The organism is Paenarthrobacter sp. YJN-D (genome assembly GCF_015040335.1).
Taxonomy (GTDB): Bacteria; Actinomycetota; Actinomycetes; order Actinomycetales; family Micrococcaceae; genus Arthrobacter; species Arthrobacter nicotinovorans.
Window position 1 is genome coordinate 2,974,142 of record NZ_CP053549.1, and the last position, 14,767, is coordinate 2,988,908.

12 protein-coding genes and 1 tRNA gene are annotated in these 14,767 nt (G+C 61.7%); 5 read left to right on the plus strand and 8 right to left on the minus strand.

The window, feature by feature from the left end; translation table 11 throughout:
• The first annotated feature begins 85 nt into the window (after positions 1-85).
• Positions 86-970, plus strand: coding sequence for a helix-turn-helix transcriptional regulator (locus HMI60_RS13770; RefSeq protein WP_193589816.1), 885 nt, complete (start codon positions 86-88; stop codon positions 968-970).
• A gap of 180 nt (positions 971-1,150) precedes the next feature.
• Positions 1,151-1,954, plus strand: a complete 804-nt coding sequence (locus HMI60_RS13775; protein ID WP_193589817.1) for a TIR domain-containing protein — start codon at positions 1,151-1,153, stop codon at positions 1,952-1,954.
• Between the two features lie 179 nt (positions 1,955-2,133).
• Here HMI60_RS13775 and HMI60_RS13780 read toward each other — a convergent pair whose 3' ends face one another.
• The 6 genes from HMI60_RS13780 to galU form a co-directional block, all read right to left on the minus strand.
• Positions 2,134-3,093 (minus strand): hypothetical protein, encoded by a 960-nt coding sequence (locus HMI60_RS13780; RefSeq protein ID WP_193589818.1) that lies wholly within the window; start codon positions 3,091-3,093, stop codon positions 2,134-2,136.
• Positions 3,094-3,249: 156 nt separating this feature from the next.
• Positions 3,250-3,322: transfer RNA gene (locus tag HMI60_RS13785), tRNA-Ala, on the minus strand.
• Positions 3,323-3,358: 36 nt separating this feature from the next.
• Positions 3,359-4,159 (minus strand): SDR family oxidoreductase, encoded by an 801-nt coding sequence (locus HMI60_RS13790; RefSeq protein ID WP_193589819.1) that lies wholly within the window; start codon positions 4,157-4,159, stop codon positions 3,359-3,361.
• Positions 4,160-4,165: 6 nt separating this feature from the next.
• On the minus strand, positions 4,166-5,053 hold the full coding sequence (locus HMI60_RS13795; RefSeq protein WP_193591187.1) for a hypothetical protein: 888 nt from the start codon (positions 5,051-5,053) through the stop codon (positions 4,166-4,168).
• Positions 5,054-5,183: 130 nt separating this feature from the next.
• A complete protein-coding gene (locus tag HMI60_RS13800) occupies positions 5,184-5,810 on the minus strand; it encodes a GNAT family N-acetyltransferase (RefSeq protein ID WP_018776605.1) in 627 nt (208 codons plus the stop codon).
• A 5-nt stretch (positions 5,811-5,815) separates the two neighbouring features.
• Positions 5,816-6,751: a UTP--glucose-1-phosphate uridylyltransferase GalU gene (galU, locus tag HMI60_RS13805; RefSeq protein ID WP_018776606.1), complete on the minus strand. Its 936-nt coding sequence runs from the start codon at positions 6,749-6,751 to the stop codon at positions 5,816-5,818.
• Between the two features lie 99 nt (positions 6,752-6,850).
• Here galU and HMI60_RS13810 point away from each other — a divergent pair, with 99 nt between their 5' ends.
• The 3 genes from HMI60_RS13810 (at position 6,851) to HMI60_RS13820 (ending at position 8,764) form a co-directional block, all read left to right on the plus strand.
• Complete coding sequence (locus HMI60_RS13810; protein WP_039242310.1) at positions 6,851-7,465, plus strand: 5-formyltetrahydrofolate cyclo-ligase; 615 nt, start codon at positions 6,851-6,853, stop codon at positions 7,463-7,465.
• Positions 7,466-7,632: 167 nt separating this feature from the next.
• Positions 7,633-7,905, plus strand: coding sequence for an FmdB family zinc ribbon protein (locus HMI60_RS13815; protein WP_018776608.1), 273 nt, complete (start codon positions 7,633-7,635; stop codon positions 7,903-7,905).
• Between the two features lie 70 nt (positions 7,906-7,975).
• Entirely contained in the window at positions 7,976-8,764 is a 789-nt protein-coding gene (locus tag HMI60_RS13820) for an RcpC/CpaB family pilus assembly protein (protein ID WP_193589820.1), read from the plus strand.
• Positions 8,765-8,778: 14 nt separating this feature from the next.
• Here HMI60_RS13820 and HMI60_RS13825 read toward each other — a convergent pair whose 3' ends face one another.
• The gene (locus HMI60_RS13825; RefSeq protein ID WP_193589821.1) at positions 8,779-12,939 is read right to left on the minus strand and encodes a DUF4011 domain-containing protein; all 4,161 of its coding nucleotides are present in this window, start codon (positions 12,937-12,939) and stop codon (positions 8,779-8,781) included.
• Positions 12,940-13,100: 161 nt separating this feature from the next.
• Positions 13,101-14,690 carry a glutamine-hydrolyzing GMP synthase gene (gene guaA / locus HMI60_RS13830; RefSeq protein ID WP_026266989.1) on the minus strand — a complete coding sequence of 530 codons (1,590 nt, stop codon included), beginning with the start codon at positions 14,688-14,690 and terminating at the stop codon, positions 13,101-13,103.
• Positions 14,691-14,767 lie beyond the last annotated feature (77 nt).

The following is a 14,767-nucleotide window of genomic DNA, read 5'->3' on the forward strand; positions in this document are numbered from 1 at the left end:
GAATGCCAGCGCATCAACCACACCCCCTCTTGCCTACCCCTGGCAGGGACAGGACAGTTTCAGGCAGGACCGGCAGAATGGGTTCATGACCAGTCAAAGCGAACTTGGGGAGTTCCTTCGTATCCGGCGCGCTTCCCTGCAGCCGGAGGATGTCGGCCTCCTCAACTACGGCATCCGCCGCGTACCGGGGCTCCGCCGGGAAGAACTGGCGATGCTTGCCGGAGTCAGCAGCACGTACTACACGCGCCTTGAGCAGGGCCAGAGCAGCAACGCCTCCGAGGCTGTCATCGAATCAATCTCCCGGGCCCTGAACCTGAACAGCGATGAACGCACGCACCTGTTCAACCTTGCCCGGGCAACGACCACCAAACGGCGAACAACCATGAAGCCGGACAAAGCCAGGCCCGGCACCTTGCGGCTGATTCATTCGATGCCGACCACGCCGGCTGTTGTCTTGGGCCGCCGGAGCGAAGTGCTGGCATGGAATGCCCTTGGCCACAGGCTTGTTGCCGGCCATCTGGACTTCTCTGCGCATTCAACGCCGGCGACAAGGCCGAACCTGACCCGGATGCTGTTCCTCGACCCCCACACCCGTGAGCTGTACACACATTGGGGCGAGGAAGCCAAGCGGGCTGTTTCGTCGCTGCGCCTGGTTGCCGGCCAATCCGCGGACGATCCCGAACTGGCCTCCCTGGTTGGAGAGCTGACCATGAAAAGCGAAGAATTCGCAGCCCTGTGGGCCCGGCATCCGGTCGAGAACTGCATGTCCGGGCTGAAACATCTTCATCACCCGGACGTTGGGGATCTGGTGCTCAATTTCGAGGTTCTTACCCCTCCGGACGAATCAGGGCACCGGATTCTCATGTATGCGACTGATCCTGGTTCTTCCGCCGAAGGAGCCCTTCAACTGCTGGCATCCAGCCAAGTGGGGGCGGTTTCCCAGGACGGAACACGCAGTGCGTCCAGGTAGATGTAGCTCCCTGCCTTGATAGCTGCACGACTGAGGAGCGAGACTGGTCATCGACGGCGCAGGTGCGACGCCCATAATCGCCGGATTCCAATCTTATACGCCGTTCTTTGCCTCTCCCAGCTGACAAGGTCGTCCAACTTCCTGGCACCACGCAGCCAAGAGGTTGGATAGTCTCTTCTAATGGAATTATCTCGCAAGTTAGAGCTCCTAGACGAGCAGATCACCGCAGCCAATGACGGCACCCCGACAAACTTCTCTGACTGGAAAGATGAAACCGGGGTGGTACTCCGCACCCTTGTTGGTCAAGACTCACCCCTCTATTCGGACTTCTCGGTGATTCGATTCAGCCCTTCCATATATAACGCCGGAACTGACATCACCCGACACCGACAAGCTGGCGTCAGGAAAGCTATGTCGCTCCTGCGTGCAGCCAAGAAACAACTGATGCTAAGTGACGAGGCCCGCCAAGCAGCTCTCTCCGAAGAGCTCGAGAATCTCATTGTTGTAGCTGACAAGGGAAATGTGGATGCTGCTGGGCGCATCTTCATCGTTCATGGACACGATGGGGAGAAAAAGCACGAGCTAGCACGCTTCCTGCTCGCGTTGACGGGCCATGAACCTGTCATTCTCCACGAACAGCCTAATAAGGGGACTGTTCTAATGGAGAAGCTTGAAGCAAGCGCTGCTAGCACAGGCTATGCTGTCGCGCTTCTTACAGCTGACGATCTCGGTAAGGCGAAGTCAGAAGACGACCTAAAACCGCGTGGACGGCAAAATGTCGTATTTGAAATGGGATTCTTCATGGGCGCTTTGGGTCGAAAGAATGTCGCTGTTCTCTACGACGATGGCGTCGAAGAACCAGGAGATATGAAGGGATTCGTATATACGGCACTCGACGCGGCTGGGGGTTGGAAGACAAAAATTGCAAGAGAAATCGAAGCCGCAGGCATAGATGTCAACTGGTCGGCCTTGGGTCAGGCATAGCCAACCCAACTGGCTACTGCAGCCGGATGTGTGGCCAAGCTCGGGACAAATGAAGGCTGCGAGGTGCTGATCCTCCGCCGAGGCATGGAGACAACATCACGACCATGTGATCTCCATGTCTCGGAACTCTAGCGCCTCACTTAACTAATTGGATCGACAGTTAATGCAAGCCAAATATACTACCGGAATATGGCAATTGGGTTCAACCAAAGGGCCGGGCCTGTAATGCTGGCATCAGATGCAGAGACTTGCACACCCATTGCTTTAGCTGGCTCAATGAAGTTGTTTACCGATTCCCGCAGTGTATTAATTTCCATCGGTGTGGCAGCAGCATCGTGAGTTAGCCTCATTGTTGGCAGCTCCTCACCCTGAGCTAGGATCTGGTCAACTTGGGCGACCACAGTGTACTCACCACCCAACCGTCCCATTTTTCCGATCAACCACTCGGATGAAACAGGCATAGCCACGACCGGACCCGCTTCACCTACTGGCCGCGCGATGAAGACCGTCTCACCCAAGCCGCCATCATCATTATCGCCGAGGAGCATTTTTATATTTCGTTCCGCATCCTTTGTGCTCTTTAGGTCATCCCCCTTCTGGCTAAATATATTCCCCTGGGCCTTCGCCTTATCTGAAAACCAAAGATAAAGCCTGAACAATGCCTGGATGGGAACGACTTCCAAGGTGGCGCGAAATTCAACGGTATGACCGGGCTTAACTTCTTCCAAGGCTGCCGCTCCCCACCCGTCAAATATGCCAAGGGCATTTCCTTCGATCAAGGTTTGATACCACAGTTCAAAAACAGAAAATCGGGTTCGAGTTCGGACAATTTCTTCAGCAAAAGCGGATTTAGCTTCTCGGGAACCATCGGGACCTACACCGTGGAATCCTAGCCCCCCACCAAAGGCCCCCTCACTAGCCGAATTTACTTTTGCAACAACCTCATCAATTTTTCCCGCTTCCACAGCAGATAAGGAATTAATGACAGTCTCATCGTTGAGATAAAAAAAGCCTCGGTGAATTTTCTTCGATGGAAACTTATAAACTGACAATTTTCTCCCCGTGTTTAGACTTAGACCTCTAAATCCTATAGAAATACCATAAATGGGTCCGGCTCGCGCACCGACCAAATCGGCCATGCTCCGATGTCTCTCGCACCGTATCACTCAATCGATAGAGTGGGCTCTGGTAGATAGGGTCCGTTGGGTACCAAGCACGTTGATTCCGAGCCCCGGAACCAAGCGCGGCTAAACTGCACCTCGAAGGCTAACATCCGCCGACCCTAAGGAATATTGTGGAGCTAAGGAGATTCGAACTCCTGACCTCTTCGATGCGAACGAAGCGCTCTACCAACTGAGCTATAGCCCCCGGACCAGACGTTTCCGCCAGACCAGTGTCCCTAGGCTACAAACTTTCCCGGCGCTTTTCCAACCACGACACGAACGTCTCCGCGCCAAGCGCTTTATCCGGTGCGAGGTTGTGTCCGGAGCGCAGGAAGGCCCCCATGCTGCCGGGCAACGGAACAGTGAGAATCAAACCCCGCGCGCCGGTCACAGCCTTCCAGGACCCGGCCAGGGCGCGCATGGAGAGCACCTCCGGACCGCCTACCGTCCGCAGGTGGTGCTGCGAAGGAAGAGAATCCGCCAACGCTTCCTCCAACAGAACTGCTGCAACATCCGCCGGAGAAATCGTCTGGAAATCCACGCCTTTGAACACTGGGATCAGCCCGACCCGGGAACCCGCAGCGAAGACCCCGGCAACCAGACTGTGGAACTGGGTCGCCCTGACCACCACGGTTTCCAGCGGCGCCCCGGCATACTTTCGTTCCTTATCGGCTTTGGACACGTAATAGGGAAAGCTGCTGAGATCACAATTGATGATGGAGAGCATCACGGCCCTTGGGACGCAGCTGGTGTGGGCGGCAGCCAGAAGCCTCGCGCCGCCGTCGGCGAATTGTTTTTGCGCCTTGCCGAACTGGCCTTCAAGGCAGTCAATAACGACGTCGGCACCCGCCATAGCGGCCTCCAGGCCTTCACCTGTGGTGACGTCGCCGGCGACGTAGGTGGCGCCGTCGACATGGACCGGCGACCCCGCTGGCGGAACGTGACGGCTGAAGACTGAGACTCTATGCCCCGCGGCCACAGCGAGCCGGACGACCTCGCGGCCCACCCGACCAGTGCCACCAGCAACGCAGATGGAAGTCATGGCCTGTTACGCGCGGCGTCGTTGCAGGACATCGTCCAGGTTGCTCAGGGCGCTCGGGGCCTTGGCGGAAGCGCCCGCGGTTGCAGCGTCAGTTTGCCCGGCGGCTTGCTTCAGGACGGGCTTGCCGACAGGTTTCGGGGCCTCCGGAAGGTCAAGGGGCTCCGGCGCCGGACGGGGAGCCTTGGCAGCGTCGACATAGGTGGGCTTGGGAACCTCTACGGGCTTCCAGCTCGCACCTTTGGAGTCAACGGCGGCCTGCGCCGACTCGTCGCCGGCCGCAACTGCGACGGCCAACGCCGCTTGGCGAAGTTCGACCGCCGACAGGCGGGCGGCCTCACGACTGGTGGCTTCGGCGTCGAAAACTGTGGTTTCCTTCGCCTCTACAACCGGCTCCTTCGGCAAGTAGCGTGCCGGTGTCGGAATGGGCGACGCCTGCGCTGCACGGCGTGCGCGTCGTTCACGAAGATCCCGAAGGGCGAGCTTACGCAAAACGACGACGGCGACCACCGCACCGATGAACGAGACCAGGGGCAACCAGACAGAGCCCGTGCCGAAAAGACGGAGTATGCCGGAAACGATTGCCGTCACGAGCAAGGCAAGTCCGGACACCGCCAGTGTGAGCCGCGCGTAGCGGATGGTGAACGGAGTGCTGGACGACTTCCCCAGGGACGGCTCTGACGCGCGGGATTCCTGGGGCGACGCCTGTGCTTTGCTGTGCATGGTCTCCATCGGTTTCTCCTGCTGAGGTGCCAAAGTCAGTACCACCCCTGCCTGCGGTTCGTCTGGTTCGTCGTCGAAAGCCTCTGCTGGAACAGCGGCCGCTTGGACTTGTTGCCGCCTGTTCCGAAGAACGTACGGCGCCACCCAGACCATCCACAGCGCGACAGTGACCACGAGTATCACTGAGCTGCTGAGAGGGAAGTCCACATTCAAAACCGTAGAAGCAAATCACCGGGGGTGGCGGCATTGCGGCCGGTGTGTCGTGGTCGAGTCCGCAAATGACTGGAGATAAAGCTGAAAAGCCCTATGACCTGCCCGTTTGTCCTTTGAGCCATCTGCGCAAGAGACCCTCCGGGACTTCTTCGGAGGTCAACGCGAAGGAGCGATGGTCAGCCCACTGTCCGTTGATGTGCAGATACCTTTCCCGGTACCCTTCGTCGCGGAATCCGAGCTTTTCCACCACGCGCAGGCTGGGCCCGTTTTCGGGGCGGATATTGATTTCCATCCGGTGCAGACCCAACACAGTAAAGCAGTGGTCGGTGGCCATGGCTACAGCTGTGGGAGCGATCCCGCGCCCGGCCCGGTCTTTGTCCACCCAATAGCCAAGCGTGGCCATCATGGCCGATCCCCACACAATCGACGAGACCGTCAATTGGCCAACGATGGCGGGCTCCCGCGCGCCTGCCGTGCGTTCAACGATGACGAACGGCAATGCGGTGGACTGACGGGCCTGCTCGTTCAGGGACGAAACCATTTGGCGGTAGCTGGGGAGGCGGCCACCCGGAGCCGGGTTGGACGCCTCCCACGGTGCCAGCCAATCACTGTTCCGGGAACGGACCTCGGACCATTCCCGCTTGTCGCGATAGCGGATGGGCCGAAGGGCCAGGTCTCCGCACTCCAGCGTTACCGGCCAGATCGCAGACCCGTACATCCGTGTTACTGGGGAAGCGTGGCGGTGAAGTTCGGCAGCCACTCGCGCAGCTCAGGACCAAGGTCTTCGCGTTCGCACGCGAGCTCGATGCACGCCTTCAGGTAGCTGAGCTTGTCGCCGGTGTCATAGCGGCGGCCGCGGAACACCACGCCGTACACGCCATAGCCTTCGCCCTCGCCCGCAGCCAGGACCTCAAGCGCATCGGTCAGCTGGATTTCGCCACCGCGGCCGGGGCCGGTCTGCTCCAGGACTTCGAAGACGGCCGGGTGCAGCACGTAGCGGCCAATCACGGCGAGGTTTGACGGCGCCTCTTCCGGCGACGGCTTTTCCACCAACTGCTTGATACGGACGTAACCGTCCTCGCCGATATCCTCGACGTCGGCGCAACCGTAAGCGCTGATCTTGGAAGGCTCGACCTCGATCAGGGCTACCACGGAACCGCCGGTCTTCTGCTGGACCGCAATCATTTCGCTCAGGAGGTCGTCGCGGGCGTCGATGAGGTCATCGCCCAGCAGGACGGCAAAAGGCTCGTAGCCGACGTGCTGCTTTGCACGAAGGACTGCGTGGCCGAGGCCGTTCGGGTCGCCTTGGCGGACATAGTGGATGTCGCCCAGGTTGGTAGCCGACTGAATCGCTTCCAGCTTGGCGGTGTCGCCCTTCTCAGCCAGGGTCGCTTCAAGCGCCGGAACACGGTCAAAGTGGTCTTCCAGGGCGCGCTTGCTGCGTCCTGTGATCATGAGGACGTCGTGCAGGCCAACCTTCACCGCTTCTTCGACGACGTACTGGATGGCGGGCTTATCGACCACAGGCAGCATTTCCTTCGGCATCGCCTTGGTGGCGGGAAGGAACCGGGTACCAAGACCCGCTGCGGGGATGACGGCCTTACGGACAGCGTTGTTATCGAGAGTCACCGGACTAATGTAACGGAAGGAAGAGAGCATCAGCTAAACCCCCCGCCGCGCGGGCCGTACATTTTATTGCCGGCAACACACAAGGAAACACTTTAACCGGACCCGACGAACCCCCAGGATTGGATACAGATGGCGTCGAAAGAAGACATCCGCCGCAACCGGCGGCTGTACAGAAGGGCCCTGACACCAGGGCAAATCGCTGATGCGGGCGAAGCGATAGCCCGGCACGGTTCCTCGTGGGCCAGCTCCGTCACGTCCGGAACACCGTCGTCGTTCGCGGTGTACGTGGGAGTCGCCTTCGAGCCGCCCACCATGCCACTGCTTGAAGCCCTCCACGAAGCGGGCCATGAAGTCCTGCTCCCCGTCTGCGAACCGGAACGGCAACTGAGTTGGGTGTATTGGACGCCGTCCACGGTCTTCACAAGGTCCGCCTACGCTCCCATCGACGAACCCACCGGTGAGCGCCTGGACAGTTCAGTGGTCGCTTCGACGGCCGGAATCTTCATGCCGGCCACCGCAGTGGACCGGGACGGGAACAGGATTGGCCAAGGCGGCGGTTATTACGACCGGCTCCTGCAGGGCCTGGACGCGTCCGGCCGGCGGCCGCCCACCATCGCGGTGGTGTACGACGACGATCTGTTGCCTTCAGGCTCCATACCCGCCGAGGCCTTCGATCGCCCGGTGCGGGAAGTGCTGACACCTTCGGGCGTTGTGGTTCTCGACAACGCAGCGGAGCCCGTCTGACTCCCGGTCATTTCCGGCGGGTTCCGGTTGGTGAGCTCCGGCACAAGTGCTGGCACACCTCAGGGGGACGGATGATAGAATTGGCACTCAGGCCCTGGGACTGCTAATGCGGAAGTTATTCGGCACGGCGGAGCAGGACCTGAACTTTGTCCTAAAGGAGGAACTCAGTGCCCACATACGCATACGCCTGCAAAGACTGTGACCATGCCTTCGACATCGTCCAGTCCTTCTCAGACAGCTCCCTGACAGAGTGCCCTGAATGCAAAGGCACGCTGCGCAAGAAGTTCAACAGCGTGGGCGTCGTCTTCAAGGGCTCTGGTTTCTACCGCACTGACTCCCGTGACGCCAAGGGCAGCACAGTATCCGCTGCGCCCACGTCACCGGCTGCACCCGCAGCTGCGGCCACGCCCGCTCCCGCACCGGCCGCCGCGGCGAGCTAGCTCCGGAACTTTTCCACATAGGCAACCCGGCCCCTGTTAGGCGGCCGGGGCTGCTGACTACCGTGGCGGCATGTCACACTCCGCCCGTAGCGCCTTCCTTGCCCATGCCGAGCGTTCAGCTGGAACAGCTGGACATGAACGGTTGCCGTACCACCCCTCGCCCTCCCCCAGGCGCTTTCCAGGGGGGTTCGGCCGTGCGCGGCGCAACGGACCTCCAAAGCGAAAGCCCACACTCAGGGCGTGGCTTTCCCGCAACCGGCGGCTTTGCGTCGCGCTGCTTCTATGCCTTGCTGCCGGTCTGGCGGTACAGCAGCTGACGCCTGCGTCGGCCGCCCGGGTCAGCGTCCTGGTCGCAGCCCGTGATCTACCGGCCGGCGCGAGCCTGAAGGAGTCAGATTTCACCAGGGTCGATGTCGCAGCCGAGCTGGCCATCTCCGCGTGGGTGGATGATGTCGCGACCCTGGTTGGGCGCCAGCTGGCCTCGCCTTTGGGCAAGGGACAAACACCCACGGATTCAAGCCTCCTGGGCCCTGGCTTGCTCGCGGGCACTCCTGCAGGTTCCGCTGCCGTCCCCCTGCGCATGGCAGATCCTTCTTCCATCCAGCTTCTGTCGCCGGGGCAGCTGGTGACCGTTGTCCTCACAGCGTCCGGCAGTTATGACGAATCCCGCCAGAGCCAGGTTTTGGCTGGCCCTGTTCCTGTTCTCTGGACTTCGGCCCAGGGCGGCAAGGCCGGCGAATGGCTTGGCACCAGCGATACAGAAGGGCTGGTGGTGGTCGCTGCCAACCCCCAACAAGCAGAAAAGCTTGCCGGCGCATCCACGCAAGGCAAGCTTTTCTTTGTTCTGGTCAGCCCATGAAGCTGCTCAATCGCTCATCCCCAGTGCGGGGGCTTCTGTTCCTTCAACCACTGCTCGTGGTCATAGCCTGCTTCATCGCCCCATCTGCGGGGATCGTCCTCCGCGGCCTTGGTGGGGAGGATGCCGCCCGAGCTGTGCTTGGCAGCCGTCGGCTCGGCGGCTTTTTCAGCTGCCGTGTTGTCCGATCCACTGTTCTCCCCGGCAGAGCCGTCGGTGGAACTATTTCCTTGTTCCGTCATTGGTGCTTCTTTCCTGTCCCCTGTCTGGTCCCGCGTCCCCTTGGCATCCTCCTCGGGTTGGTGATCCGGGCCGGTGGCCGGGGAACGGGTGAACACAGGCTGAGCCTTGTCCAGATTCAATTGTTCAACATCCATGTCCAGGAAGCCATGTTGAGACGACTCGGCAGCCTTCGGAATGTGGTTTTCCAGTCCAAGGTAGGAACCGATGCGATCGGCGCAGGAGGACGGGTCTGTGAAGACTTCGATCGTCCACAGCGACATATAACGCCACCCCATGCGCTCCAGCAGTTGAGGCCGCAGCCGGCTGCGTTCACGGACACTCATGCGCCGGTATCGTTCCGTGCCATCGGACTCGATGGCTACGGGCGTGGGAATTTCAGCACCTTCCCTGCCAATGGTGTGCACAGGATCAGCGGCTGCGGCTATGTCCAGCACACCGTCGTAAAGGTGCCAGACACGGGCGCCGCGGGCACGCAGTCGTTCGCCAAGATCCGCCACCAACGGGTCCTCGCCAAGTGCTTGCTCGCTGGCAACGGCACGGGAAGCCGGGGTTCCGAGATTGCTGTTCCCCGAGAGCTCCCTGTCCAGCAACTCGTAGAAGTCCACTGCGCCGTGTGCCAGGCGATCGAGGTCGAGGTCCTCGGGCCGGAAGCAGCTCAGGACGTGCATGGAGCGCCGGGCCCTGGTCATGGCCAAGGCAAAGCGGTTACGCCCGCCCTCAGTGGACAGCGGTCCAAAGGAGTGGAGCGCCCGGCCATGCGGGGTGCGTCCATACCCGAGGGAGAAGATCACATGGTCCCGCACCAAGCCCTGCGCGCGTTCCAGATCCACCACGCGGAAGGATTCGGGGCCGGCGGCGAAGAAGGAAGACAGCAATGGATGGTTCGGCAGTTGAAGCCTGATGGCCTCGCCGATCCTGGCAGCGTGGCGCAGGCTTGCCGTCACCACAGCCAAGCTGGTGCGGGGACGCAGCGTGGCATGTTCAAAGACAAGATCCACCACCCGGTTGACCTCAGCAGTGACGGACTCGACCCCCTCGTGATCGGCGCCCGGAAGGCCGGTGCCGTCAGGGATATACTCCACAAGGATCGAGCGATCCAATCCCGTAACCGAGTTGCCGTCGGGCAGTCGCTTCAGGCCGCCGTCGTAGTAGTTCTTGCTCAGCTGCAGGATCAAGTCTTCATCCACTGCCCGATACACCCAATTCAACTGCCACGATGGCAGGACCCTGGCCAAGGCCTTGAAGGCACTCTCCACAGTTTCGTGGCTCGCGACTCCGGCAACCGGGGGTTCGACGGCCACGCTGAAGGTCCGCGCATTGGCGATCTTCGCGTCGCCGAAAGCAACTACCTGCCGTGCGCGGGCGATCGCGGGAAGGACCGCTTGCAACGAGGTGGACTCAGCGTCGATGACCACGACAGCATCAAACTTCTGCTCAGCCGGCAGGACGCCGGTCAGCAGGTACGGGCTGACCGACCACACCGGGACAAGCAACGGCACGAGGTCCGGGGCTTGGGCGCTCAGCGCAGGCAGGGTAACCCGGCCGTCTTTCAGCAAGGCCCGCAGCAGTTCAGCCTGGCGAGGGTGCTCCACCAATCCCTGGCGCCACCTTTGGGCAAGCTGCCAGCGGAGCCGCGCAGCACCGCTGGCGATGTGGGCTTGGTCAGCAAGCCGGAATTCAGCTTCGAGGCGCCTCAGGGAGTCGCCGTCGGACATCGCAAGATAGTCGTCGCCGCTGATCATTGCTTCCAGCGCGGACTGCCACCAAGCCAGGTCCAGCTCCGCGGCCACCGAGGACGCAGGTACCTCCCGCTCCGCCAGATCCGCCAAAAGCTCCCCGAGGCCGTGCTCGCGCATTTCTTCAATGAGGAGCGTGCGTTCGGGCAAGGTTTCCAGCGTGGCGGTGTCGGCTACGAGCTGTTCCAAGCGTTCCGTCAGCTCCGCGTAAGGCGTACCGTGGAGCGAGCCTCCGGCCGACGTGTGTTTGAGCGCCTCACCGAGGCGCCGCAGTTCAGCGTCCAGCTCCCGGTACAGTGCGCCGAGGTCGGCCAGGCCGGAAGGAACGGCCGGGTGCCGCTGCGTAGTGGCGTAACCGGCCCACAACGCACGCTGCTCCTGGACAAGGACCAGCGAGCTGTGGAGATCGGCGATATGAACTCCGGGCCGCACATACTCCTTGGCGACCCGCCGCAGCCGGGACCGCTGCATGGAAGGCATCTCGATGTTCCGCTCGCGGCGCCACGCAGAACTGGCCGTCGCGGAGATCAAATCGTGAACCGGACGGTCAAAGATGTCCGGCGTGAACTTGTCCAGGCTCTCGCGCACGGCAATCAGGAGTTCGAGCTGCGCGCCCCACTCAGTAAAGGTTTCTCCCAGGCGGATCTCAGCGTGATCGGACACCTGTTTCATGCGGTCACGAAGGACAGGAAGCTTCTCAGCCGCCAAGCGGGCAAGCTGCTGCGCTTCCTCGGTTTCCTTGCGGGTGACCAATCGGGCACCGTACCAAGGGCTGTTGGTCGAAGCCCGGCTGAAACTGCCAAGTTCGGCAGCGCGACGGAGCCGGGCCGCCAGCTCTTCCCGGTCCTTGATGTTGTCCAGGACACTGCGCTTCAAGCGAACTGTCGTGGAGGGTGCCGGATGGATCGAAGTCAGTTCAGCAAGTGACTGCATGGCCTGATACGGCGAGCATCCCCATCGTTCGCGCACGTTATGCAGGGAGGCGACATGGTCCATGAGGGCGTGCCGATGCCCGGTCAGTGTCTGGTGAAGGTTGCCGAGCTGGGGCTCAAGAGCCTTCTCGTTGCGCATGATGGCCCGGACCAGCTGGCCCTTGAGCTGCTGGGGGGTGGTTCCATTGCCTGGCCGGAAGAGAAGCGAATCCAGCCCCAGTGATTCGAGGTGCGCGGAAAGCCCGGCAAGGCTGGACTGCCTGTCCCCCACCACCAGGACCGACTTTCCTTCGCACACCAGTGCGCCAATGGCGTTGATGGCAGTCTGCGTTTGACCGCTGCCCGGGGGTGTGCTGACCACCAGGGAGTCTCCAGCCCGAACGGCGTCAACCACGTACTGCTGGTCCGTGTCGGCGTCGAGCAGGAGCAATTCTTCGGCCGGGTCACGGAGGTCCAAGCTGGGGAACCTGCCTGCCTTGATGGGTTCCGGCTCGATGTCGCCACCGTTGGCCGCCGTCGCCAAGGCCGCCACGGTGGGGTTGTTCAGGTTGATCCAAGGATCATCCAGGTTGCCCGACAGATCGGCCAGGGTTGTCACCAGGAGATTGAACTCAACCTCAGCGCCATGGATCGGCTGAACCAGCGTGGACAGGCGATCCAGGACGGGTTGCGGATCCAAACGTGCGGTGTTGTAAGCCATTCGCGCCACGGCATTGACGTCAAAGACGATGCCATGGACGGTCTTGAGGTGACGCACCAGGGCGGGGTTCATCCGGGCTTGCTCAGTGAGCTGAAGTTCGAAGTCGTCCTCCCCCGGCCGGACCGTCAGGACGATGGACGTGAGCATCACGGGTGCGGAGACGCGCTGTGGCTTGCCGCCCACCGCAGAGGTCCACACCACGGTGCCGGCAGAAAGATACCCGGCTTCGATACCGCGGTCGTTGCTGAGCTCGAAAATCTTGGATCGGATATTGCGCGCCGCACGTGCCGCGACCAAGTACTGCTGGCGGTCCCTGATGAGCGTCGACAGGCGCGTCCGACGCCCTGCCAGCAACTGCGCCAGCCCCGAAGGGTGCGCGTTGCTGAGGTCAATGGCGCCTTCGGGCGTCTTGACGAAACGCAGCATAGTGTCTGCCCCGGTGACGGGTTTGAGACCAGACAGCCATTTGCGGAGCTCTTCGGAGCCCTCTTCCTGGCCTTGACCTACTGACACAACTTCTGCCTTCTTTTCTGTACTAGCTTTAGACGCCTTGGACCATACCGGCATACTTTCGAGGGTAGCGGGAATCCACGGCGAGCCCGCTCCGCAACGCTGTTCCGACGCGAAATTGCCCGGTTTTCACTGCAACATGTCAATCGCTCACCGGCGGGGAACTGCCGGAAAAGCACAGTGGCCGGCTTCCCGATGGAAGCCGGCCACTTAGAATGCTATTCCCACTCGATGGTTCCCGGTGGCTTGCTGGTGACGTCCAGCACCACGCGGTTGACCCCATCGACCTCGTTGGTGATGCGGTTGGAGATGCGCGCCAGGAGGTCGTAGGGCAATCGCGACCAGTCCGCCGTCATGGCGTCTTCGGAAGACACCGGACGCAGCACGATCGGGTGGCCGTACGTACGGCCGTCGCCCTGCACGCCAACGCTGCGAACATCGGCCAGGAGGACAACCGGCATCTGCCAGACGTCGTTGTCGAGGCCAGCGGCCGTCAGTTCGGCGCGAGCGATGGCATCGGCCTTGCGCAACAGATCGAGCCGTTCCTTGGTCACTTCGCCCACGATGCGGATACCCAGGCCGGGGCCGGGGAACGGCTGGCGGCCTACGATTTCCTGCGGCAGACCCAGCTGCGCGCCTACGGCACGAACCTCGTCCTTGAACAGGGCGCGAAGCGGCTCAACCAGCTCAAACTGCAGGTCGTCGGGGAGCCCACCGACGTTGTGGTGGCTCTTGATGTTTGCAGCACCCTCGCCACCACCGGACTCGACGACGTCCGGGTACAGCGTCCCCTGGACCAGGAACTTGATCTTCTCGCCTTCGGCAGCAGCCTGGGCAATAATGGCCCGCTCTGCTTCCTCGAAGGCGCGGATGAATTCGCGGCCGATGATCTTGCGCTTGGTTTCGGGATCGCTGACGCCGGCAAGAGCCGACAGGAAGCGTTCCTGCTCGTTGGCAACGTACAGGTTGACACCCGTGGCGGCCACGAAGTCACGTTCGACCTGTTCCGCTTCGCCTTCACGGAGCAAACCGTGGTCTACGAAGACACAGGTGAGCTGGTCGCCGACAGCACGCTGGACAAGGGCAGCGGCAACTGCGGAGTCGACGCCACCGGAAAGGCCGCAAATGACCTTGGAGTCGCCAATCTGCTGGCGGATGCGCTCCACCTGCTCTTCAAGGATGTTGCCGGTGGTCCAGTTGGGGCTCAGACCGGCGCCCTTGAACAGGAAGTTCTCCAGGACATGCTGGCCCAGAACGGAGTGCTTGACTTCCGGGTGCCACTGCACACCGTAGAGGCGCTTCTCATCGTTGGCGAAGGCAGCCACGGGGGCGCCGGCCGTCGTTGCCAGTACTTCGAAGCCCTCGGGTGCCTCGTGGACGGAGTCGCCGTGGCTCATCCAGGTGTTCTGGGACGCCGGGACGCCGTCGAGAATGGAACGTGCATCGCCCACCAGGAGCGCCTCGGTTGCGCCGTACTCACGCAGCCCGGTCTGGGCCACTTTGCCACCCAGGGCGTTTGCCATGGCCTGGAATCCGTAGCAGATACCGAAAACGGGAACCCCGGCCTCGAAGAGGTCGGCGCCTACGAACGGTGCGCCCTCAGCGTAGACGCTGGAGGGCCCGCCGGAAAGGATGATGGCTGCCGGGTCTTTGGCCAGAAGCTGCTCGGTGGTGAAGGTGTGCGGAACAATTTCCGAATACACATTTGCTTCACGGACGCGGCGGGCAATCAGCTGCGCGTACTGGGCACCGTAGTCAACAACCAGCACCGGCTTCTGGGAAGTCTGGGGTGCGGTGGGAGTAGTCACCAACCAAGACTACTTTGCCGGACCGCCCCCGCGCACGTTGACAAGGGCGGCCGGAGGCCAAAACGGGCACTCCCGTT

Coding starts and splice junctions, on each gene's coding strand:
- HMI60_RS13770 (WP_193589816.1), top strand. CDS start 86: ATGACCAGTCAAAGCGAACTTGGGGAGTTCCTTCGTATCCGGCGCGCT.
- HMI60_RS13775 (WP_193589817.1), top strand. CDS start 1,151: ATGGAATTATCTCGCAAGTTAGAGCTCCTAGACGAGCAGATCACCGCA.
- HMI60_RS13780 (WP_193589818.1), bottom strand. CDS start 3,093: ATGGCCGATTTGGTCGGTGCGCGAGCCGGACCCATTTATGGTATTTCT.
- HMI60_RS13790 (WP_193589819.1), bottom strand. CDS start 4,159: ATGACTTCCATCTGCGTTGCTGGTGGCACTGGTCGGGTGGGCCGCGAG.
- HMI60_RS13800 (WP_018776605.1), bottom strand. CDS start 5,810: ATGTACGGGTCTGCGATCTGGCCGGTAACGCTGGAGTGCGGAGACCTG.
- galU (WP_018776606.1), bottom strand. CDS start 6,751: ATGCTCTCTTCCTTCCGTTACATTAGTCCGGTGACTCTCGATAACAAC.
- HMI60_RS13810 (WP_039242310.1), top strand. CDS start 6,851: ATGGCGTCGAAAGAAGACATCCGCCGCAACCGGCGGCTGTACAGAAGG.
- HMI60_RS13820 (WP_193589820.1), top strand. CDS start 7,976: ATGTCACACTCCGCCCGTAGCGCCTTCCTTGCCCATGCCGAGCGTTCA.
- HMI60_RS13825 (WP_193589821.1), bottom strand. CDS start 12,939: ATGCCGGTATGGTCCAAGGCGTCTAAAGCTAGTACAGAAAAGAAGGCA.